This is a genomic window from Natronococcus pandeyae (genome assembly GCF_008122205.1).
GTDB lineage: Archaea > Halobacteriota > Halobacteria > Halobacteriales > Natrialbaceae > Natronococcus > Natronococcus pandeyae.
Window position 1 is genome coordinate 20,843 of sequence record NZ_PHNJ01000023.1, and the last position, 23,389, is coordinate 44,231.

At 56.7% G+C, this 23,389-nt stretch carries 11 protein-coding genes and 3 pseudogenes; 5 read left to right on the forward strand and 9 right to left on the reverse strand.

Annotated elements, in window-relative coordinates; translation table 11 throughout:
- Positions 1–313: 313 nt before the first annotated feature.
- From CV102_RS24220 to CV102_RS24230, 3 genes are all read left to right on the forward strand, one after another.
- A complete protein-coding gene (locus CV102_RS24220) occupies positions 314–1,282 on the forward strand; it encodes a hypothetical protein (protein ID WP_148860581.1) in 969 nt (322 codons plus the stop codon).
- Positions 1,279–3,591 carry a hypothetical protein gene (locus CV102_RS24225; RefSeq protein WP_148860582.1) on the forward strand — a complete coding sequence of 771 codons (2,313 nt, stop codon included), beginning with the start codon at positions 1,279–1,281 and terminating at the stop codon, positions 3,589–3,591. Before CV102_RS24220 ends, CV102_RS24225 begins: the two co-directional genes overlap by 4 nt.
- Positions 3,592–3,662: 71 nt before the next feature.
- A complete protein-coding gene (locus CV102_RS24230; RefSeq protein WP_187433105.1) occupies positions 3,663–4,721 on the forward strand; it encodes an outer membrane protein assembly factor BamB family protein in 1,059 nt (352 codons plus the stop codon).
- 45 nt (positions 4,722–4,766) lie between these two features.
- Here the strand turns inward: CV102_RS24230 and CV102_RS24235 are convergent.
- From CV102_RS24235 to CV102_RS24255, 4 genes and pseudogenes are all read right to left on the reverse strand, one after another.
- A pseudogene (locus CV102_RS24235) lies at positions 4,767–5,210 on the reverse strand (zinc ribbon domain-containing protein); the annotation flags it as partial.
- Between the two features lie 37 nt (positions 5,211–5,247).
- Positions 5,248–5,700, reverse strand: coding sequence for a universal stress protein (locus CV102_RS24240; RefSeq protein WP_148860584.1), 453 nt, complete (start codon positions 5,698–5,700; stop codon positions 5,248–5,250).
- A 430-nt stretch (positions 5,701–6,130) separates the two neighbouring features.
- Positions 6,131–6,310, reverse strand: a pseudogene (locus tag CV102_RS26910) (RNA-guided endonuclease TnpB family protein); the annotation flags it as partial.
- 231 nt (positions 6,311–6,541) lie between these two features.
- Positions 6,542–8,266, reverse strand: coding sequence for a hypothetical protein (locus tag CV102_RS24255; protein WP_148860586.1), 1,725 nt, complete (start codon positions 8,264–8,266; stop codon positions 6,542–6,544).
- A 745-nt stretch (positions 8,267–9,011) separates the two neighbouring features.
- Between CV102_RS24255 and CV102_RS24265 the strand changes: the two genes are divergently transcribed.
- Together CV102_RS24265 and CV102_RS24270 are read left to right on the forward strand one after the other, a co-directional pair.
- Complete coding sequence (locus CV102_RS24265) at positions 9,012–9,704, forward strand: nucleotidyltransferase domain-containing protein (RefSeq protein ID WP_148860587.1); 693 nt, start codon at positions 9,012–9,014, stop codon at positions 9,702–9,704.
- Positions 9,697–9,831: pseudogene (locus CV102_RS24270) on the forward strand (DNA-binding protein); the annotation flags it as partial. The gene CV102_RS24265 and the pseudogene CV102_RS24270, both read left to right, overlap by 8 nt.
- A 276-nt stretch (positions 9,832–10,107) precedes the next feature.
- Here CV102_RS24270 and CV102_RS24275 read toward each other — a convergent pair.
- The 5 genes from CV102_RS24275 to CV102_RS24290 form a co-directional block, all read right to left on the reverse strand.
- A complete protein-coding gene (locus tag CV102_RS24275) occupies positions 10,108–13,098 on the reverse strand; it encodes a hypothetical protein (RefSeq protein WP_148860588.1) in 2,991 nt (996 codons plus the stop codon).
- A gap of 217 nt (positions 13,099–13,315) precedes the next feature.
- Complete coding sequence (locus CV102_RS24280) at positions 13,316–17,839, reverse strand: trypsin-like serine protease (protein WP_148860589.1); 4,524 nt, start codon at positions 17,837–17,839, stop codon at positions 13,316–13,318.
- A gap of 672 nt (positions 17,840–18,511) precedes the next feature.
- The gene (locus CV102_RS26305) at positions 18,512–18,658 is read right to left on the reverse strand and encodes a hypothetical protein (protein WP_187433106.1); all 147 of its coding nucleotides are present in this window, start codon (positions 18,656–18,658) and stop codon (positions 18,512–18,514) included.
- 174 nt (positions 18,659–18,832) lie between these two features.
- Positions 18,833–21,880, reverse strand: coding sequence for a CARDB domain-containing protein (locus tag CV102_RS24285; RefSeq protein WP_148860590.1), 3,048 nt, complete (start codon positions 21,878–21,880; stop codon positions 18,833–18,835).
- A 389-nt stretch (positions 21,881–22,269) separates the two neighbouring features.
- A complete protein-coding gene (locus CV102_RS24290) occupies positions 22,270–23,064 on the reverse strand; it encodes a helix-turn-helix transcriptional regulator (RefSeq protein ID WP_233710811.1) in 795 nt (264 codons plus the stop codon).
- Between the last annotated feature and the right edge of the window lie 325 nt (positions 23,065–23,389).

The window sequence follows — 23,389 nt, forward strand, 5'->3', positions numbered from 1 at the left end:
GCTGTTGAGCGTCAGTGGGTCGGGAAGTTGTTCGCCGATCTTTCTCAGTGTCTGTTCGGCCTCAAGGAGTATCTCGTGCAGCTCACCGATGGGAATCTGACTGCCACCCACGGCGCCACGTTCTGGGTGATACCCCTGATCACCGTACTCCGAATCGGGAATCGGATCATCGACACCGACTGTCGGGAGTTCACCGACCAGTGTACCGATCGTCCTACCGCCTTCTTATAAAGACTTCTGCCCCACCATTCACTGGGATATAAATTCACTAATTCCGAAGATTATATATTGCAAGTGTATAATGACATTGGATATGAAAGATAGGGAGAAGAACATGACATCACGAAGGGATGTCTTGAAGGCACTCTCAATTGGTGGTGTGGGTTCAGTAATGGGTGGAATGCCAGTCGGTAGTGCGACCGCAGCCAACGGTGGCGATGGTGAGTTCTTTACCGATTTCAGCGACGGATATGAGGGATGGCGCTCCCGCGGGCCGCTTCGCGAGAATCGGATCGAAGCGGGGGACACACCGACGATCCAAACGGGAGACTACGGCTTACAGGTCCCGTTTACGAACAGCAGAGCCGGTTATATCAGAAACGACAAACGTGCGAGAGAAGCGAGCTTTATTGACAATCAATACTTGTTAGCGCGGGTGACTACGTCCGCAACGGGAACGAACTCACCGCTCGTATTCGGTGCTCGGTTGCACTACACTGGCCCGAGAAACGAGGAAAACACCGGCAACGGTAATCGGAACGGTAGAGCCAACGGCAATAAGCACGGCGACAATAGCGCTGACGACGAGCAGCAAGTCGTCGAGTCACAACCGATCGTTGTCCTGCAGGGGAGTTCCCGCTATCTCTACTGGGACCTTTCAGAACTGGACGAAAATGTCCGACAGAACGTACGTCGACTCGAACTCACGTGGGTATTTAATGATCACCCACCATCGGAAAACAGATCCGACAGGGGAAATGACGAATACGATCACTACGGAACTGTTCTCTTCGATCACGTCCGACTGTCAAACGATGATGCGGAAGTAACGAAACTCGCGTTCGAAGACAAAAAAACGGAACTCAGCCGATATCACGGATCGGTTGTTGAACGGGATATTGTCCGGGAAACCGACAATATGGTGTTCGGCCATCAGATCTACAGTGACGATACCGAAATTCCGTTTGCGGTTATTGAAGACGAATCTGACAATGGTGACGGCGTACAAATAACATACATTCTAGACAACGAGAAGTTTGTATTTGATGGTGATCAGCTATGAGTAACAACAATATTTCGTCCCAAAATCCGCCAGAACAATTGGAGCCAGCAGAAGTAGCGTACGACCAAGGAGCCGACGGCCTCACTGTGCAGAATGAAACACCTGCCGAGGCGCTTGTTATCAAAGATTGTCAGCCGTGGAATACGACCGCAAACGAGACCGTATTAACCGAGATGGGGGTCGAATACGACCTGATTCCATCGTCCGCAGTGAGCGACAGCGACCTCAACTCCTATTCAGTTGTACTCGTACCGTCGACACAGGACCAATCGTACTACGACGCGTTGGCCGAGGCAAAAGCGGACATTGAAGCATTCGTAGACAGTGGTGGAACGCTCGTGGCCCACGTCACTGATAACGGATGGCCGTGTACGACCCAGTGGGACGAGTCGTTCCTCCCTGCTGATGTCACAAAAGAAAATACTTTTGCGAATAGTCTCGAAATCACGGAGAATCATCCTATCACCGAGCCGTTCTCCCAAGACACGCTGCAAAGTTGGGGATCTTCGACACACGGCTATCTGACCAACCTGCCGGAGAACGCGACGACGTTCGTGACGTTCGACGGGGACGGATCCCGGCCAACGTACGCCGAATACTCGTATGGAAACGGGACAGTATTGGCCACAATGCAGACGTTGGAGTGGCCGTATACAGGGAGTGTCAGCTCCCGACCAGAAGATCCAAAAGATCTTCTGCGAACCGAACTCGAGTATGCACTCGGAGAAACTGGAGTTACCGCCAAAGCGACGCTCTTGCACTACATTAACGGCGAGAACGAAAACGTAACTGAAGGTGGAGATCCACTCCACAGCGCCCAGATGCAAATTTTCCGAGACGAGTTCGAATTCGATGTTAAAGTTCCCGGTATTCCACGACTCCCGGACACGATTCCGCTCCCTGTTGCACCCGTTATCGACAGTTGGCAGAAGGGGGACATGCTTATGGAACCAGCGGATGATCTGGTAACGGCGACTACACCGGAAGAAGACAAGTACACAGACGAGTTCCCCGGGGAGCCGTTCAATAAGTTTCGATTTAAAAACGAGGTGGAAATTTCGTTCGAAAGCGAGGACGGCTCGCAGATTAACGAAGACTCCCTCGAGATTTGGTTCAACGAACAGGGGTCCTCGGGTGAGAAAATAAAATACAAAGGCGAACGAGAATCCGAGACTGTTCTCGTCAAGGATGACATCAATAACATCCCAGTTGATGACTGGTTCGGGACGTTCCGTGATAGAGGTGCCCGGGTCGATCGTGACTTTTCCGTAGACACAGTCGAGATTGACGGTACAGAGGGTGTCCGGGTTAGCACGGTGACAGCAGGATATGCTGGCTTCGCCCACGATATTGCTGGGCGGGCAGCACGCAATCCGATCGACTTCATTGCAACTATATTTAGCTGGTACGAGGCTATCGATGACTCGCTTCCTGGTCTGCCAGATTCTCCGGACGACGTTTTCTCACCTCCAGACCGGCCGGATTGGCTCGAAGCGCCGGATCTTAGCTGGGACAGCCTCCCAGATTCGCCCGAACGAGACGATGTTGATGATATTCTTGATAGAGTTCCCGAACGGCCTGGCTGGGACGACGTTCCGGATGCGCCTGACACTCCAGATGCACCCGAGTGTGAGGACATTCCGGGTGTCGACGACTGTCCAAGTTCCCCGTTTGCTCTGGACGCAGCAACAGCGACGACGGATGGTGGATTAGACGCACAAACGCTCCACGACACTGATATCGATATTGATCTATCGCCCGAAGAGATAATCGACCTCATCGAGCCGTATCTCCCCGAACAAATCCATGTGCTTAGTGACCTCATTTCAGTAGTGCCGAATATCTACTCGTTCTACGAGTTCACTGTGCTCGCAGACGGGCGACGTTTCATCCGAATCTGGGACGGGAGCCGGTTCCCGAGTATTGGGGCGTACGTCGACGGGGTTCGACGGCATACCGGTGTCGTCCCGTACGAACCAAAACAACTATTCAGTGCTCGTATGATCGGATTCTTCCTCATGGCATCCACTGGAATCACACCGTATACGGGCGTTGACTCGAAAGAAAAATACCTAAAGTGGGTCGAAGCACAAAAGATCGCTGACGATAGTGAGGACGCAGTTCGAGACGGGTTCGACGAATTTGTCGACCAGATCGAAGACCTAGTCGATATTTTCCCCCGGCTAGAGATGGATCTGGACGATGTAATCGCGGATACACCGTGGCGAACCTCGGGATACGACGCCTCTGGAGAGCCGATCGAGGACGCAGCGCAATACCTCGACGACGACATCCCGAATCCCTTCTAGAACGCGTCACACCCACCGGTTGAATTGAAAATGTCAACAACTATTTTTCACTGGGAACGTAACTGATGCCAATGAACCGGAGACAGTTCCTGACTGCTGTCGGTGCGAGTTCGGTCGCCATCGCTGGCTGTGCGCAGACCGAGACGGACATACCGGGGCTCGAACCGGAACGGGAACTGTGGTCATTTAGAGCTGCTGACAAGAAACGCATCTCGACGACACCTGCTGTTCGCGACGGCCAGGTATACGTCGGGAGCAACGATCACAACGTCTATGCACTGGCTGCGGATACTGGTCGTGAAAGCTGGCAGTTCGAAACGAACGGTGATATTAGATCGTCGCCAGCGATCTCCGACGGGACGCTCTATATCGGAAGTCTTGACGGACATCTTTACGCACTCAGGCTCGACGGCACCGAACGGTGGTCCGTAAAGACAGGGAACAAAGTGTACGCGTCCCCCACAGTCACAGCGGATCGGGTACTGATCGGCAGTCGGGATTCGTATTTATACGCGCTCAAATCGGACCATGGTGAGTCGGTCTGGCGAACGCGTATTGGCGGCGTCATTCGGTCGAAACCGACAGTCGACTCCGGGACGGTCTACATCGGCGGAGGGGACGGTGATCTCGTCAAACTCCACCGCGACGATGGCACCATCGAGTGGCGGGCCCCGACCGAGGGGCGGGTGTCAGTTACGCCAGCTGTCATCGACGATCGAGTCCTTTTTGCAGATCACGGCGGGTGCGTATACGTTGTCTCGCGGTCGGATGGAGAACCACTGTGGACAAAAGAACTAAGCGAAGGGGTCGCCTCCTCGCCAACGGTCCACGAGGGAACTGTATACTTCGGCAGTTGGGATACGAAGATCTATGCAGTGGATCTCGATACTGGCGCGGTAGAGTGGGAAGTCGACGCATACGGTCACGTGAGTTCGTCGCCAACGATCGTCGATGGTGTGCTCTACATCGGCGACTCGTGGGGAATCGTTTACGCGCTCGACCCGCAGACGGGCGAGGCCTATTGGCGGTTCGAGACGGAGAACGCCGTCAACTCTTCGCCGACGATTGTCGATGGCGTCGCGTACATTGCGAGCAACGACGGTCACGTCTATGCACTCGACGTGACTTGACATCCTCCCCGCGCTAAAGCGCGAGGATTCCCGAGCGTTGGGATATTAAGGTTTGCAACCTGCCTGTTCGCTCGGTGCGAAACGCCCCGAGGTTTGATTGAACAAGTAGGCTACTGGCCGTGCCAAACGACCGTTACTCATATCCTCCGTAGGAGGACTCTGAGTTATCTTTCTGCGAATGTTCACCGCACCGTTCACGTCTGCGTTCATCACTGTACCACACGAATCGCAGACGTACAACCCACGCTCCACACGATTCGCGTTACGCTTGCGTCCACAACACGAACACGTCTTGCTCGTATCCCGCTCGCTCTTGCGGTCAACGAGGATGCCGTGTTCCTCTGCGTTGTATTCGAGCAAGTTCGTGAAGTGGTCGAACTCCCATCCGTGGATCTTCTTGTTGCCACGCTTACCCCAGTTCCGAGAGTCACCGTTCTCGTCCTCCCGAATCTTGCTCAAGTCACCAATAGCGATACGACCAACCTCATGACGAGCGCCTCCGCGCGAACCTCTCGGCCGCGGGCGGTCACTCGTCGGCGAACCTGACAGTCAGCACGGGAACCGGGCTCTTGCGAACGACCTTTTCGGTGACGCTTCCGAGGACGAGGCGATCCGCGCCGGAGCGGCCGTGCGTCCCCATCACGATCGCGTCGACGTCGCTCTCGTCGACGTACTCGAGTATCTCCGCGGCGGGTTTCCCGTGTCGTAGGCTTTCAACGACCTCGACGTCGACCTCGCTCGCCGCCTCGACGATCGCTTCGATCGCCGCTTCGCCCTCGGCCCGCTGTTCGTCGACGACGTCACCCCACTCCGTCCTCGCGGCTGCGCCGCCGGCGTCGAACCCGCCGAGCGGGATCGGCTCGACGACGTACAACGCGTGAACGGTCGCGTCGCTCTGGTCGGCGAGTTCGACCCCCTCTCGAATGGCCACCTCCGCCTGTTCGCTTCCGTCGGTTGGAATCAGGACTGTTTCGTACATTTTGATCCCCTCATCTCTCGAGAGGTGACCATGGGTTATAGCGGTATCTTCGATTCTCAAGGAACGGCAACGGCAACGGCGGTGTCCCTGCGTTGTGGGTTCCTCCGCGCAGGCGCTCGAATGGTAAGTGCCCTCTATACGATGGTACCAATCAGGTATCAGACATTGACCTACCACTGGGGATACGCCGTGTTCGACGAACACGGCGACGAACGAGGGCAGATCGAAATCACTCCTGGGACGGAGGTGAGAGTGACCCGTCAGTTACAGCTCGATATCCCCCAACCGCGTCGAATTCGTGATGACCGAGATGCTCGACGTAATCATCGAAGCGACGGCGATAACCGGATGGAGCAACCCGAAGAACGCGATCGGGATCGCCACCGTGTTGTGAACCGCCTCGGGATCCAGCCCCGAGGCTTCCCGTGGATTAGTCGAACACTCCCACGTGACCATCGGCTTGGTGGCCTCGAACGGTTACGTGGGTCACGGTCGGCTGGTTCACACAGCCCGATGCCTGCCGTCGGAGTTTCCGAACAGTCGGTAACGTGTTGAGAGCAGGCATATTTCGATTCAACGACTCCAATCCCTTCTTCGCAATATTCACTGCCATTTGACCGCACGTGTATTCGATCTTGTATAACAGGAACATTTCATAGAATACGTTTCATACTAGATCCTCTACCTATACTGACCGATAATCAGCTTCGCAAATTGGGCCAATATTGTGCGACATTCGCGCTGTGTATTCAGCACGGCTACTGAAACCTGTCAGCCACCAAGACTTTCAACAGAGCTACACAAGGTAGATAGGCCCTTTCCTACGGACCCGCTCATGATGTTACTCGTCCGCCGACGGGCTAGTGTGGGAGGACTCGATAATCTTGACCAACAACAACATCAGCAAAAGGCCAGCGACGACAAAATAGACGATGAGCGGAACCGACGCGACGGATTCAATTGCGAACAGCACGACAGCGCTGAGTCCGACGATGTAGAGCCAGGCGAGATAGGTTGCCGCCCCCTGTTGACGCTGGGTGTACACGAAGATCTCGGGGAAATATGCAATTCCGACGAGAACCAGAAGGGCGCCGAGCCACATCTCGGCGCCGGGGGATCCACCGGTTGCGACAACCACGATGCCGAAAGATGTGACCTGAAGTCCGAGCGCAACGAGTACGTCTCGTCCCTCACCCCGCAAGGACTGTGACGAGCGACAGGAGTCAGCACGCGCTGACCAGAGGACGATGCCGATCAAAACAGGCCAGACGACCCCCCATCCAACCCACAGTGTCCACGTATCGAGATCGGGGGCAAGCCAGACTACTGCGCCCAATCCTAGGAGGAGAGCGTTCCCAGGTAGGAACAGGCCAGGGGGCCGTGTCACCGACGGTGTCGGAGGTGAACTGGATTCGCTCTGCCAGTAGGCTTCCCAGAATGTGACGTATGCCGGCAACCGCTGGAGTTGCCGAAACCAGTACAGCAGGCTGTAGAGACTGTATGTTATCAGACTCGTGACGATCCCTATCATAAACCACAGACGTGCAGCGATGACTCCCAGCTCCGAGAGAGCCAGTTCGTCAACCGCACCGGGAGTCCCGATGATTCCGGTACACAGCTCAACGAATGCTCTACCGGCTACGCTGAGTATACTGATACCACCAACGAGGAAAATCCCGCTGAACCCTATGCCCAGGATACAGAACAGCACCAAGACGCACCCCTTGAAATTTTGGAAAGCGTCGGTGACGTTGTCGGCGATCCGGAACTCGATATCACTGTCGACACGGTCCGGAAGTGCTCCGGACAGCCGTCCGCCGAGGGGAAAGTAGCTCCCGAGAACGGCCCCAACTACGATCACTTCTGGTATCGGTGAGAGAAGCCCCACTAAAGCCAGCGCCACACCGAGGAAAGCGGCCGATACTACGTAGAGCCCTCCGGCGGCACTCTCGTTGATTGCGATGACCAAATTACGACGCCGATTCGGGAGGGTTTCTATCTTCTCGAGGTTCTCTTGTAATGGCTGGATGAAGAACGCGTCGTACGTCTCAAACGGTTCGCCTGATTTGCTGAGAACCCGCTCGCCTCTGATCAGGAGTATATATCCACTGAAAACAATTGTACTGATCAAAAAACCGACAAGGACGGCTGCTAATACGGCGCCCACCATCTCAGGAAGATAGACGAACGGTCCCACATCCGGAACGAATCCCGTGATACGACCGAAGACAAGACAAAAATAGAGGGTTATGACTGCAGTGAGTGCTCGAAAACTTCGGGCCTCAACGATATCGCCGAACTGCTTGGAATACAGGTCCGGGGTGTAGGCATACACGAGATACCCGAAGAGTACGAATGTAAGAACAATGCTAGCGAGCACATTGCCCCCACCGAGCGTCTCATAGACGAAAAACAGACTGACGCTGATATCGAATAGGTCACTGGCGATTGCCAGCAAATCAGCCATCGGCCGTGAGGCCAGCACGCTCCCGCTGGCGAGTAGCCCAGCCACCGCTCGGCGGGAGAGCCTTCGCATCTCTTTGATCGGCTCCGCCACCGCGGTCACACTATGATATTGCTTACCACACCTATTCAAGATACCGCGGTTGAAATGCAACGGCGAGCACTATCCACAGCGAGGTTCATCGAGAGGATCTGCTTCGCTGGTTGCTTCGGACTCACCTGTCGGGTATGTTCCTTGGGATCTTCTCCACTAAGATCTCTCAGTGTCTCCCAGACGCATGTGATGATTGTTCCATGCGGCTGCTCGCCCATGATTGCAGTCAAAGCCTGACGCACATCGTCGCGAGTGAAGAACACGCCGTCGCCAGTAGTATGCTTAGTCGCGAACTCTTCCCACCGTTTCGAGACGAGTAACGCTCGGTAGGTGTTTTGCTCGCTCCGCTGATCGACGAAGCGTTTCTTGACTTTGTACTGGCGGCAGTTCTCGAAAAAGTCCAGTGGACTCGTGGAGGGCCCGACGTTGCCTGGAAACTGTGACGTCTCGTTTTTTGTGCCGCCGCTCTCGCTTTCCTCGAGCGTGGCTTCAACCTGACAGATTTTTGCACTGGCAGAGCGGGCGATCTTCTTTGCCTGCTCGGCCTCCGACTTCGCCTTGTGGCATTCTTTGCGAGATCCGTCCGGGTCTGATCGTTCTTTTCGACGCGCTCCTCGAGGTTGCCAATCCGTTCGGACTGCGATTCAACGCGGCGTTTGAGTGTCTCATTCTCAGCCTCAAGGTCCTCGACTGATAACCCCCTCACCCCGTATCGTAATAAAGTTTAAGTGCTTATGAAAAAGAACCCTTTACGATGCAAACGAAATCGAACGATAATTCGATCAACAGGTCTCGGATATCGGTCGATTTACCCCTTCAAGACGATCGATTATTCAAGGGAGACGCTACAGACGATATCCTTCTCTTTTTAATTCGCCACCGCGACGAGTCGTTCTCGATGACGGACATCGCTGAGGTGGTCGACTACACGCGGCCGACAATCACCAAGACGGTCGACGTCCTCTCCAACAACGACCTCGTCGTCGAAGAACGCGACGGTTCGCGCCGCATGGTGCAAATCAACCGCGACCGGTTGACCCTACCGGACGACCCCTACCTCGAAATCCCGCAGTCGGAGTTCCACGCTCCGGCGAAGGCGGCGATGGAGGCGTTACTGAACGAACTCGACGGCGTCCTCGCCGTCGTCCTCTATGGGAGCGTCGCCCGCGGTGAGGCCGACCGTCGCAGCGATATTGACCTCTGGGTGTTGGTGCGCGAGGACAGGATGGGCAACCAGCGGCGGGCGAACCGCGTAAGGCAATCCCTCGAAGAGGACGCGTTCGACGGCGAACGCTACGCCTTCGAAATCGATGTCGAGGGCCTGCAAGCCATTCCGAACTACGCGGACGAACTTCGAGAAATCCTCCGTGACGGCATCGCTATCCACCGAACTAACGAGTTTGACACCGTCCGAAAGATGGTTCTGCACGGTGATGCCGATGAGTGACCCGAACGCTGTCAGGGAGGCGCTCGACGCGGCCGTCGATGCCTTCAACGAAGAGGGCCATGGCGTTCCGATACGAGAACCGGAGATCGATACGGACGCTGACTGGAAGACACAGCTTACATCGGCAAATATGCCAGTATAATGTATTTCTGGTGGTAGATCACCACTTGTAATAGGCAACCTCCTCAGATCCGCAATGGTGACACCTCTCAGTGTCGGACGAGAATTTCACACCGCACAGGCGGAATTCGCATAGTACAACATCGCTATCGTCGGTTAACTCGCGGAGTGAGTCGAGTAGTTTCATCCCTGCCTTTCTCTCTTATTACTCGTCTCGATCAGCGAGCTATTCTCGCTTGATTCGGGTTCCCGTTGTTCACTGTTCCTGTGAAGCTTCTGTGGTTCATCCGATCAGTTCCTCCTCTTCTTCCAGTGGTTCCTCCTCAGGTCGATCCTCTTCGGGTGGCTGTTCGTCCTCTTCTGGTGGTTGCTCTTGCTCCTCTTCAGGGAGTTCGTCTTCCTCGGGTGGTTGGTCATCTTCTTCTGGCAGTTCTTCCTCCGATAATTCGTCTTCTTCTGGCGGTTCTTCTTCCTGCGTCTCCTCTTCCGCTTCAGGTGGCTCTTCTTCCGCAGTACCGTAGACGAGAACGGTCTGTTCGTCTGCGTCGTCTTCGCTCTCGACCCGAACAGGGAACTCTTGGTCATTATCAACTAACGGCGTCTCGTAGCCGAGAATGATCGTTTCAGTCTCACTAGGATTAACCGAGACAGTCTCGGAGTCGAGGCGCTCAGGATCGTGTCCGACGATAAGATTGATTTGTTGGGTGGCTTCCGTATCCCCGGTGTTTTCGATATTCGCGGTCACTTCGAGGAACTCGCCCGCTTCGACCGGCGTGTTTGTATCGGCAATCGTCACATCGAGCTCGGGCTCACCAACATCGTATTCGCCGGCTGGCTCAGTTTCTGCCCGGACCGGTTCGTCGTAGCCCCATTCGCTCAGGTTGAGCTCCCATACCAGACGTTCATCCTCTGACTCAGGCGTCCATTCAACAGTAAACAAATTCTCCCCAACCGTGAGTACCTCTGGCGGCTCGGAATCGGTCGTTCCGCTAACGAACTCGCTTTCTACGTACGGTCCTACTGGGATCGGGGCTTCGTTCGGATTCTCGTAACTAAATGTCGCTTCGTATCTACTTTCTTCGTCATAGACAACCTCTTCAACGGTCAATGAGGGCTGTTCAGGTCGAACTTCTTCAAGACAGTCATAAGGATTTTGGAAATCATATTCTCCTTCGCCACCGAGATCGAAACCCGTGATCCCCGAACCATTTATTCCTCTCTCCCCTATGCCGATAGTTACTTCATCAGAATTTTCTATAATTTGCCTCTCACTATAAGCCTCATCGATTTCAAATACAATGGTCCCAGTAAATGGTGCATCTATCTCATCGCCCACTCTGACCCCAAGTTGTGCGAATGGTTGATCACCGGCTGATTCGTCGTACCAGGTATACCAAGCGACCGGGACATCACCTTCTTCGAACGTTCCGGTAAGCTCGGCACGCTTACAGCTGAAGAACTCTACATCTGGGTCATCCTCCAGTTCCTCTTCCTCATCTTCTGGGATATCCTCGTCTGCAACACGGTCATAGTGAACTTGATAATAATTCAATTCAGGACACTCTTCGTATTCATCAAGAAACTCGTACCACCCGTCGGTATCCACATCTGTATTTTCATCAATAAGAAACGACATTGCAGGAGCGGGCGGATCGTCATCATCGGAGTAGACAAAATATTGTAATCGATATTCCCGTTGCGGATCCTGATCGCCACAATCAATCGAGAACCCATCCATTCCGGATTCTAGACCCATCTCAAACGGCACACTTGGACGGAAATACTCCGGAGAGATGTAAACAGCCTCCTCTCCTTCTACGGGCCCCTCGTCTTCTTCGGTGATCGAACACGGATCGACTTCAGTACCATCGATCCAGATCTGAACCGACCCGTGGTCACAATCATCGATCCGAAATTGAGTGAGATCGTCGGCGTAGTAGTACGCATCGATCCCCCCGGCGAGCGCTCCCTCAACGGTCCGCTCTCGAATCGTATCTTCCGGATCGTCGGTGATCAGGTCACCGTCGACCGGTGCATCGTGGGCTCGTTCCGACTGTCCGACAGTGGCGGACACTTCAAAATCGTAGGGTATCACGTGGTCATCGCTGTCACCCCCGGTCATCACGAGGTGGTGTGGCTGGTGTGCTGCCGTCCAGTCGTCGAGGGGCTCGTTGTTCAGATACGCGAAGACATAATCGCCATTCCGGTCGATGGAGAACGATTCGAGGTCACCCGAGAAGCGATATGCGTCTCCGCCACCGGCGATCCCACCCTCGACTCGTCCGCCGTTGATTACGTCCTCTTCGTCACCGCGCGTGACGAACCGGTGGTCGAACGGAGCGTCCCCTGCCTGGGGGTCTTCTTCGACCTCGCCGCTGACCTCGAAGTGGTAGCTCGCAGTGTGATCGCGCGAATAGCTGAAGATGATCAGGTGATTTTCGAGCGATACGTCGGGGAGAAGTTGTTGGACCCCGCCGAGCGCGACAGGTTCGCCACGGTGGGGTTCGTCATCGTCGGCCTGGACGGCAAGCACGTCGAGGAAGTCCGGAAACTCGAGGAACACGTCGTGCCAGCAGCAGACATTGAGATCGGTTGTGATGCCGATTTCGTCACCTTCGTCAGTTGGGTCGATCCGCTCGTAACTGAGCCCGACTTCGGTCTCGAAATCACCGATCTCACCGATGTAGCCCCAGGGATTAGTCAGCTCTGGCGGATCGATATGCCCTTGAGAGAATCCGATCAACCCTCCTCCGTCGTTCACAAAGGTGGCGATGTCGCCCGCACGGGAGATCAGCGCCTCGTTCTCGCTGTCGGTGAGTCCCTCGGCTTCGGCGATTCCGCTGTCGGGATCTGGCCCCCCCATCGCTCCCTCTGCAGAGACGACGGCCACCAACGTGAAGGGATCGAAGGCCTGCTGCTCGATGTCGGTAGCCCCGCCGACGTACGTGACGTCTTCTCCGGTCTGGTCCGCAATCTCGTCCCAGAACTGTGTTATCTCGTTGGGGGTGGTCGCAGCCGCTTCGCCGATGACGAGAATCCCGTCACCGTCGTTAGCAACGTGCTCGAGAACGCTTTCGACGACATCAACGTAGGTGTTGATTGAACCGTGGCCACCGACCCCGCCATCCTCGGCGTCGATTCCCAGCAGTATGACCGGCCCTCTCTCGTCGCTGCTCGCGGTGGCACTGGCGGATGACGCGCCTACTGTCGTGGTGAGTGCTCCGGCTCCGGTGAGTTTGAGGAGTGTTCGTCGGTTCAGGTTTCGAGGTGTCATGATGTAGCCTCGTTTTTGGAACGGAGTGCGATTGCCCGGTGCTTGAGGACGACCACTACTGACCGTCTACGAGTAGTCATTTCCGAACAGTCGGTGAGAGAGGTACCAATTCGTGCCGCTGAACGGGATATACGACCATCCCCTCTCGAGAGGTCAACCACTCTCGTCCGGATTGGAACGAGTTTGCTCGCCACCGTAGAACGGCTGAACGGTTGAATCATTCAAACGACCCCTCTTCGAGCACTTCGTCCTCTTCTGCCGGTGGTTCCCCTACAGGATCAGCGTCTGGCACCTCGTCTTCAGCCGGTTGGTCTTCCTCTACCCCGGGTGGCTGTTCTTCTTCGGCAGGCTGTTCGTCCTCTTCGGGCGGTTCCGGTTCCTCTTCAGGGAAGTCTTCCTCTGTCGGTTCTTCGTCCGGTAAGTCTTCCTCTGGCGGTTCTTCCTCTTCGGGTGGCTCTTCTTCTGGTAGTTCTTCTGCTTCCTCGGGCAGTTCTTCGTCTGGCGGTTCTTCTTCTTCGGCCGTACCATAGACGAGAACGTTCTGTTCGTCCGCATCATCGTCGCTCTCGACTCGGACCGGGAACTCCTGATCGTTGTCGACCAACGGTGTTTCGTAGCCTAGCGTGATTGTTTCAGATTCTCCGGCAGCGATTGACACAGTTTCTGAATCGAGGCGTTCGGGGTCATGCCCGACGATGAGATCGATCTCCTGTGTCGTGTCCGTATCGCCGGTGTTCTCGATTTCAGCTGTTACCTCGAGGAAGTCGCCTGCGTTGACCGGTGCATTTATGTCAATTATCATAACAGCTAGCTCCGGTTCACCAACAATATATTCGCCGGCGGGCTGGGTTTCTGCTCGAACCGGTTCGTCGTAGTCAAATGAAGAGAGACCGACTTCCCAAATGAGCTGTTCGTCGTCACTTTCAGGCGTCCATTCGACGGTGAACGAGTGCTCTCCGGGTTCGAGTTCGGTAACGGGTTCGTCGTCTGTGGTTCCTTCGATGAACTCCCAGTCGTTCGAAATCGGTCCATCGTTCGGATTCTCATACTGGAACGTCACTTCGAACCTCCCAGCTTCTATCGGATTCACATCTTCTATGGAGAGCGAGGGACGTTCTGGCCGGACCTCATCTCGACACGCTTCCCAGTCAGGATTACGGTAGTCAGCGGTAGCACCGTCGAACCCTTCTGGGGAACTAATCCCAGTAATGACAGTCCCAAATTCACCTCTGTCCTCGACAGTGACAGTTGCTCCATGTTCGGCTTCGGACACACCCGATTCTTCACCGACCTCGAAAACGATCATGTCTGTGAAAGGCGCCTCGACATGATCACCGATTTCGAGGAAATCAGAAACGCGAGTCGTGCCGACGCCGGTGTCTGTGTAGAATATCGTATCTGCACCGATTGGGGCGCCGTCTTCGAACGTTCCAGTGACTTCAGCTCGCGTGCAATCGACGAAATCAACTTCGAAATCGTCATCTTCTACCTCATCGATGGTTACTGTCGCCGAATCTTCATCAACGGGACTTCGGACGATCACTTCGAGATCACCGGTCGCGTCAGGATCCAGCTCGCTGCGCAGCGTTATCGTCGTCGACTCCTCGCGTTCTAGTTCGACGGTCTCAGCATCGACTGGGTCGCCGTCAAGTTCGAGTTCGATTTCCTGCTGATCTTCCGGATACTCGGGGTAGCCGGGACTGGCGAAACTCGACTCGTTTTCGACCTCAACGTCTACCTCGAGTTCATCGCCTGCGGTCACCGGATCGGTCGTCTCGCCGATCTCGACGCCGAACGGTGGTCTGACGTCGGGGCCATCGTCCGATTCGACGTCGCTGATGCGCCCGTCCTCCGTGATCGCGACGGCAAGGGTCGGATAGCCGGCGGAGAGCCAGCCGCCAGGGCCGGTCACCTCGATCGTGGCCGTATCGGTTTCGCCGCTCACCGCAGTTTCGTCGTGGATGTCGACCTGGTTTTGTCCCTCCTGCCAGAGCACGCGATCGAGACTTCCTTCTGGATCCTGTGCTGCCACAGTCACCTCGACGGAGTAATCGGCGTGCACCGTTTCGTCCGCTCCGGGCTCGGTTGTCATCTCCTCGATGGTGGGCGCACTAGCCCCACCGTCTTCGACGGCGACGAACCAGGTCTCTAGGTCGTCGCCGTCCGGCAGTGCAGCCGACACCTCGTACGTTCCGGTCGACTCGAACGTCCTCGAGAAGGCCGCGTTCCCCGTGTGTTCGTGGTAGCCGAGCATGAAAATCTCCGACTCCGGTCCCTCGTCACCGACGTACCACTCCACCTCGTTCGGGTCGCCGCCGGCATCCGTCTCGAACAGGAGTTCCGTACCGGGTTCGACAGTGATGTCCCGGTCGACGTCTTCGTCGTCTTCTTCGACACGCCATCCGACGTTCGTAAGCGCTCCGTGCTCGTCGACGATATCCGCGTTCGGCCAGGAATCGTCCTGAATCTCGAGGGATACTGAGGCGGTATCATCGTTTCCATCGACGTTTGTGACGTCTTCGTAGATACGGATTTGCGGATCAGAGGTCAAGTGGACATGGTGCCACACGACCATATCGAGGGCGCCATCCGGGTCACTGACATCGAGTTCGAGTTGGACCGTGTCGCCGGGACTGGCCGGGATCGATTCCGCGGGATCCATCTCGTCGACAGTCGGGGCCGCGATACCGTCGGGATCGACACGAACGCGCCATTCGGCTGCCGCTTCACGTCCCTGTTCATCAGTAGCGATGGCTTCGATCTCGTACGGCTCGTCTCGTTCCGTATCGAACGGATAGATCGCGAACTCGTGGTCCGGCGTATGTCCCTGATGCAGATTCGCGCGGAATTGGAGTGCTCCGCCCGCCAATCCCGTGAATAATTCGTCATAAGGCTCTCCATCGACGTACCACTCGATCGCCTCATCTGGGAACTCGTCCAAGTCGCCCGGACCGACCTCGAAGAGGAGTTCTGTGTCCGGTTCGACCGCCAGTTCTTCTTGGGCGGGTATGACGCGCTCGAGACTCAAAGCGTCTTCTTCGTCCCCTTCTTCATCATTAGGCTCATCCTCTTCCTCGGGATCATCCTCCTCTTCGTCCTCGACGACCTCGACGGGTTCGTCGGTCCATTCGCGGTCGAGTTCGGTTTCCAGGTCGGCGGGGTCGGCCTCTTCCCACACGACAGTGGTGAGATAGTACTCTCCGGTGGGAGCATCAGTAGGGACAGACCACCTGAGGTCGACAGTCGTGGCGTCACCGGGGTCGAGCGTCACCATCTCGCCCGGGGTGTGGTAGAACTCACCGTCGGGTCTCTCGGCAGACAGGCCGACGAAAAACTCGTGAGGCTCGCGACCGCGCTCGTATTCGACGGAAATCTCTACCGGGAGTTCGTCGCCCTGTTCGACAGTGTCCCTGTCGACCTCGAAGTCGGTGATCGCTGCGACCAGCCGGACAATTTCGACGTCCGCTGGTGCGACTATGTCAACGAAAGGTTCTATAACGTCACGATTGTCAGACAGGCGTGGATCCCACTCGCTGACGATGCTCATGCCCATTTCGTACTCGTTACCGATGTGCTCCTCTGAGAATTCATACTCGAGCGAGACTGGTGTCATGGTTTCTTCGGTGGTTTCGTACGGCGCCGGCATCGAGAACGAGTCCTCTTCGACAGTCTCCCAGTCCGATCCAATGGTCTCCCTCTCGGAAGTGTTGATGCCCCTGATCCAGAATTCGACGTCGACATTGCCCTCGTCGCTCAACCCGAGGTTGCGAACCGGTCTCGCCAGACGGATTGTGTCTTCTTCGGCGACCACCCTTAGTGGGGTGTCCTCGTCCGCGGCCTGCTTGCCGTTTATCTCTATGACTGTCGACACGTCTTCGTCTCGGTGGTACACACCAGAATCGAAGACGGGAATCGGGATGTCGTCCGGCGAATCGTCATCGTCGCGTTTGTTGTTATTTACCCACTCGTACCGGCCGTCCTCGTCGAACCAGACGCCTCTCCACCCGAGCAAAGGGATGTTACTCGACTGAATCGAGACAATCTGACCGTCGTCGTTTAAGAGCGGACCGCCGCTGAACCCCCCCGTTTCTCCTTCCTCGTCCCAGCCATCGTCTGTTTCAAGATCGTAGGCATGTCTCCCTGAACCAACAACGTGGGCGATCCCACTCCCTTCAGCAGGCACGCGCCACATCGTATTACTAGGTGACGCTGATATGGGATAGCCGACCAATGACAGCTCTTGCTCGAATACCTCCTCATCTCTGTCAGCAGCCGGATAGATATCCCGCGAGCCTGCCCCAACGTCACGGCCGACGTTTCGGTCGAGGACTAGAAGCGCGACGTCGTATTCCCAACTTTCCTCCCTGTGGTCATCGTGGATGATAATTTCGTCGACGTCCGCTTTATCGAAAGGATAGTATTCTTGGCCGTCTTTACCAGGGTATACCGTAATTTGGTGAGCATTGTGGTCCTCAACGGTGTGGGCCGCGGTCAGGACGTGAAACTCGTCGATGAGAACGCCGCTTCCGTTCTGGCGGAATTGTCCCTCGTCTGTCAGAACTTCGTCTGGCAGATCTACTAGTACGATTTCGGACCAATTTTCGGTTGCAGTAATCTGTTCCGGGTTGTCTGGAACGGTTTGTTCGCGAGCGGCAACTGGTGTTGGATGCGTCGCGACCATCGCCGACGCGGCCGTGAGCTGCATGAGCCGCCGCCGGCTGATCTCAGTGTTCTTAATCATTGGTGGTGAGATGCAAAAGAAACGTCCAAAGCACGCGATTGAATCTCGATTCTGCTCGCCAGCACCGACTGTCTACGTATTCTCTGACTTGGTCCGATCCAAACGAACTGATGGTACGGCCAGCGTACAAATATTGGAGTTCGCCTCTGGCGGACGAGTCTACGTCATCAACGGTCCATGCCTCTCTCCCATCACTCCTAGTCCCCCCATTATTCGTGGCGACCATCCTCCCTCCGGCGGCGAGGGAACTATCACGCCGCATAGTAGAGACTCCGCTGAGAGACCCCTTAGTCACATTCAGTGACTGGCAGACATCCCACGTTCGATAAACAGGGGGTGTTCAGATATCAAAACTCGAATGACTCTGACTGCGCTCGATAGAAGGCAAACTCGCGTTCCGTCCACTCGCGAACGGTATCGGATTACATCTCGGTGAATCTCGAGGCATCCTCTCGCTGATCAGGGTTCTTGTTCTGTCCGATATTATCTCATCCGTACTGTTCTCCAGCGGTCCCGGAATATTCGAGGACAGATTGGAGTCCTGAAAGGAGTGATTGCCGTAATCAACCCGTAGAATAAGAGCTGAAGCTAGTTTTTGCTGTCCTAGTCTCTCACCTCGAATCACCAGTCAGCAAGAGGTACAAAGCTACCGTAGTGAACCGTACCGATAGCTCACCACTCGTAGTACGCGACCTCTTCGAATCCACACTCGCGGCACTCGTCGACGTCTTCCGAGAATTTCACACCGCAGATGCGGCATTCGTACAGCACGACATCGCTGTCGTCGGTCAGTTCGGTGAGTGACTCGAGGAGTGTCATCGTCGTCTTTTCCCCTCCCTGTCGCCGGTGGCGATTGTGGGACGTGTCCCCGAGTCTACTCGGCAAGACAACGGCTGGTCCACTACAGGATCGTCTCGGAGCCCGAGACCCGGTCTCCCTGCTCGAGTCTGGAGCACGGTACTCACCATCCCCGTGAAACGGTTGCTCGATTGGTCATCCAAACCACCCTTGTGGCGGTTCCTCTGCTTGGTCGTCTTCCTGTTGCGTCTCGTCTCCGGGCGGTTCCGTGTCGTCCGGTGGTTCTTCGTCCCCGTCGCCAGACTCCGGCGCGTCCGGCGGCTGATCTTCCTCGGTTGGGTCCGCATCGTCTGGCGACACCTCGTCCGGTCCATCCTCCGCTTCCCCGGGATCGTCTCCAGGCGGTTCGTCCTCCGCTTCTCCAGGTTCTTCCTCCTCGTCGCCGGGCCCCGGCGCGTCCGGCGGCTGCTCATCCTCGTCCGGCTCCGCGTCGTCCGGATCCTCCGGATCCTCTTCCTCTTCGTCTGGATCCGGAGGTTCCTCTTCTTCCTCCATCTCCGTACCGGAAACGAGAACGGTCCGTTCGTCGGCGTCGTCCTCGCTCTCGATCCGAATCAGGAGTTCCTGATCGTCGTCGGCCAGCGGCGGTTCGTACTCGAAATCGATCGGCTCCGTCTCGCCTCCGGGGAGCGTCACGTCTTGGCTATCCACCGATTCGCCGTCCACGGAGAAGTCGATCGTCTGTGTCACTTCTTCGTCACCGACGTTCTCGATCGTAGCGGTCACCTCGAGGACGTCCCCTGCGTCGATCGGATCAGTAACGCTGGTGAGTTCGACGGTGAATTCTGCCGGCTCCGCCCCCTCGGTTACTTCGACGGTCGTCGTCGCTTCGTCGTCGTCGCTTCGAACCGTGATCTCGAGCTCACCGACGTCCTCGTCGGTCGTCTCGTACGTGAACTCCAGCGTCGTCTCCTCACCTCCCTCGAGGTCGATCGTGTCGGCGTCGACTGCCTCCTGGTCGCCGACGTCGATGGCGATCTCCTCTGTCGCTTCCTCGTCACCGACGTTCTCGACCACGGCACTCACGACGAGTTCGTCCCCCGCCTCGATTGGATCGGTGGTATCACTGAGTTCGACGGTAAACTCTGCCGCATCCGGCTCCTCGGTGACTTCGACGGTCGCCGTCGCTTCCTCCTCGTCGCTCCGAACGGCGATCTCGAGGTCGCCGACGTCCTCGTCGGTCGTCTCGTACGCGAGTTCTAGCGTCGTCGTTTCGCCCCCCTCGAGATCGATCGTCTCGGTATCGACACCCTCCTGTTCGTCGACGTCGAGGCTGATCTCCCGAGTGAGTTCTTCGTCGTCGGTGTTCTCTAGTTCAGCGGTAACTTCGAGCGTCTCGCCGACCTGTACGGGATCAGTCGCGTCTATGCTCGTCACTTCGATTACTGCCGGTTCAGCTTCCTCGTCCTCGAGTTCCTCCTCGTCCTCGAACTCCTCTTCGTCTTCGAACTCGTCCGGTTCGTCTGGGCTCTCTTCGGGTTCGTCGAGCGCGTCCGGATCGTCGAATCCCTCTTCGGCCGTCCCGGACGCCTGTTCCTCGAGTTCCGCCTCGTCGTCGGTGTCTGCCTCGGCTGCGTAGGTCACCGTCTCCCCGGCCGTGTGCGTGGCGATCGCCTGCAGTTCCTCTTCGGAGACGGGCCGCTCTCGAGCAAGTTCTCCGACCGACCGATCCGTGGCCAGAGCAGCGTACTGGAGCTGGCTGGGCGACGCCTCCTGTGCCCGCGACACGACGCCGCTCGAGGTGCCGAAGGCCAGAGCTTGAACCTGCTGGACGTCTACTTCCTGGGTCTGCACCGCTCCCTGTGCAGTTCCGAGGGTCGCGTATTGGAGCTGTTCGACGGTGACCTCCTGGTGCTGGAGGATACCGCTGGCAGCACCCTGGGCCGTGCCCGCTGCTGCGTATTGGAGCTGTTCGACGGTGACCTCCTGGTGCTGGACGATTCCCTGCACGCACCCCTGTGCGGCGCCACTCGCCACGTACTGGATCTGCTCGACGGTGACCTCCTGATACTGATACACAGCGGAGACCGCTCCCTGTGCCGTGCCCGCAGCCGCGTACTGGAGCTGCTCGACGGTAACCTCCTGGTGCTGGACGACGCCGGCGATCGCCCCCTGTGCGGCGCCACTCGCTACGGACTGGACCTGTTCGACGGTAACCTCCTGATACTGGACGATGCCGCTGGCAGCACCCTGTGCCGTGCCTGTTGCGGCGTACTGGATCTGTTCGACGGTGACCTCCTGGTGCTGGACGATCCCCTGTGCGCATCCTCGTGCGGCACCGCCTGCCAGATACTGGACCTGTTCGACGGTGACCTCCTGATACTGGAACACAGCGGAGACCGCTCCCTGCGCTGCTCCCGCAGCCACGTGCTGGGCCTGGCGGATGGTGACCTCTTGGTGCTGAGCGACCCCAGAAATCGCTCCCTGTGCGGCACCACTCGCCACGTACTGGATCTGCTCGACGGTGACCGCCTGGTACTGAGCGACCGCGCGCGCACACCCCTGTGCGGCTCCGAACGCCGCCACCTGGACCTGACGGACGGTTACGCGCTGTCTCTGGATGACCGCCCCTCCACAGGCGCCGAGCGTCGCATACTGGATCTGCTCGACCGTAACCGACTGGTACTGTGAGAGTCCACCCGCTACCGATCCGGTTACCGCGGGTCTGATGGCCTCGACAGGCGATCTAGCCCGCGTTTCTCCCACGAGTGCCGCGGCGCCCGTAACAAGCGTCGACAGCAGCGGTTCGTCGTCGAAATCCGATTCAAGCGGCTCCGGCGGCAGCAACGCCCCCTCGACCGCACCAGCTACCGCTGCCCGGATTTTGTCGGTGTCTGCCTCAGAGTATCGGGCCGCTCCCTCGAGAGCGCTCTCCTCGGCGGCCGTCTGCTGTTCGGCCGTTACGTCGACGCCCTCTTGTTGCGCTGCCTCGACGCCGTCTGCAACGCCGGCTTCGACGGCAACTGCCACGTCGTCGGGTACCTCTTCGTCCCCTTCTGGCAACTCGTCTTCCTGTGCGAACGCGGGCGGGAGCTGCGTGGCCGCTATTGCTCCCGCCCCTAGTTGGAGTACTGACCGCCTTTCCATCAGTGACCGCGGCGGGTCGTCGGATCGAATCAGGTCCCCCTCTCGTGCCTCGTGTCGTTGCTCGTCTCGGTGTTCCCGCGCGTTATTTGAATCCATAGCTCTCTTGTTCATTCGATCATAGATTTTGTATTTCACCTGACACTGGTTGTCGGGGTTTCTCCGGGGAGTTATCGGGCGGATTGGGTCTCTTTGGACTCAACCACCCGTATTCTCTCCCGCAGAGTAGTCCAATTCTGAGTGGGAAGATGGCTGGACGGCTGGCGATTACTGTTGATTGTCTCATGTGAATCTGCCCTTTCATCCTGGCCGCGATGCAAACGTGAGCGAGCAGTGTCGACGAGTGTCTGCTGGAGTTCGGTAACGGAAGTCGCGTACCTGGCGAGGTTCGCGCCACTCACCCCACTCATACTTTGGCATATCAGCCAGAAACGGAAAGTTATATTCGGTGTTCGGAGAACACCCCTTGTCTGACGGATGGGGGGTGATCACTCGTTAGAAGCGAACGGTTTCGCCTGCGTCAGATAGTGGTCGTAAGTCTGCTCGGCCCACTCACGGACTTCCTCCGCGTCGGTTTCGACGAGTGCCTTTGGGGTGCCATCGTCGTCTTCGACTCCGATCTGGACACACTCCTCAAAGAGGCCCAGATAGAAGCGAATCTCGCGGTCCGAAACGAATAGGTTACAGTTTCCCGACGCAAGCATTTCGTCGAGTAGCTCCTTGTATCCCCGCCGGTTCAGGACCGTCTGTGCAAGCCGCTCGCTAATCACGATCTCGTGTTGGTACCCGGCCTCGACGGTACAATCGTACGCGACTGTCATCGCCGGAAGTCCGACGGCCGGAAGCAGCCCCCGGAACCGGTCCGCGTTCTCCATGACTTCGATGTGACGGTTCACCGGTGCGTATGGATCGTTCGAATCCGAGGTGATGATCGTCGCGTCCTCGAGTGCGCGCATGTCGAACTCAAGTTCATCGTCGGGAAACCACCGTACGAACGGTCGAAGGCGTTCAAGAACGTCCACCGTTTTCAACGCTGGCAGGACGTCCTCGACGACGACTTCGCCAAAGGCCGTAATCTCACAGGTGCGTCCCGTAATCGTAATCAGGTCTCGTTCTTCGAGGGCGTTCACGTTCCGTCGAACCGTCACTCGAGATGCATCGATCCGATCCCTCAGTTCGCGTTTCTGCAGTTCGCCGTTTTCGTACAGGAGTTCCAGGATGCGAACCCGGACCGGTGACTGCGTGAGGAAATGCACGCCCTCGATCGCAGTTGCGTTTGACATAGTTGTAACCCACCCCGATATCCATCCCTTTGTTGCCAACCTAATTTAATTTGATTAACGTTATCCGAACATAGTCATGTGAAATATTATTGCATCGGTTACATAACGACATGATCCGTCGCGATACAGTACACGTTCAATAAAAACACGAGAGACAGTTTCACCGATATCATCCTTTTGACCGCAGGTTATGACTGTCGGCGCTCAGTGACCGCCGTGAATGCCGAGTAACATAGCGGCCGCATGAAATCGTCGTATGTGGCTCGAGGAGGGAATTGCAGACGTAGCGGTAGGAATCTTCTTAGGAAAGAGGACCGTCGATTCG

Bases quoted from the DNA above. Each gene is read 5' to 3' on its own strand.
- CV102_RS24220 (WP_148860581.1), top strand. From the start codon at position 314: ATGAAAGATAGGGAGAAGAACATGACATCACGAAGGGATGTCTTGAAG.
- CV102_RS24225 (WP_148860582.1), top strand. From the start codon at position 1,279: ATGAGTAACAACAATATTTCGTCCCAAAATCCGCCAGAACAATTGGAG.
- CV102_RS24230 (WP_187433105.1), top strand. From the start codon at position 3,663: ATGAACCGGAGACAGTTCCTGACTGCTGTCGGTGCGAGTTCGGTCGCC.
- CV102_RS24240 (WP_148860584.1), bottom strand. From the start codon at position 5,700: ATGTACGAAACAGTCCTGATTCCAACCGACGGAAGCGAACAGGCGGAG.
- CV102_RS24265 (WP_148860587.1), top strand. From the start codon at position 9,012: ATGCAAACGAAATCGAACGATAATTCGATCAACAGGTCTCGGATATCG.
- CV102_RS24275 (WP_148860588.1), bottom strand. From the start codon at position 13,098: ATGACACCTCGAAACCTGAACCGACGAACACTCCTCAAACTCACCGGA.
- CV102_RS24280 (WP_148860589.1), bottom strand. From the start codon at position 17,839: ATGATTAAGAACACTGAGATCAGCCGGCGGCGGCTCATGCAGCTCACG.
- CV102_RS26305 (WP_187433106.1), bottom strand. From the start codon at position 18,658: ATGACACTCCTCGAGTCACTCACCGAACTGACCGACGACAGCGATGTC.
- CV102_RS24285 (WP_148860590.1), bottom strand. From the start codon at position 21,880: ATGGATTCAAATAACGCGCGGGAACACCGAGACGAGCAACGACACGAG.
- CV102_RS24290 (WP_233710811.1), bottom strand. From the start codon at position 23,064: ATGTCAAACGCAACTGCGATCGAGGGCGTGCATTTCCTCACGCAGTCA.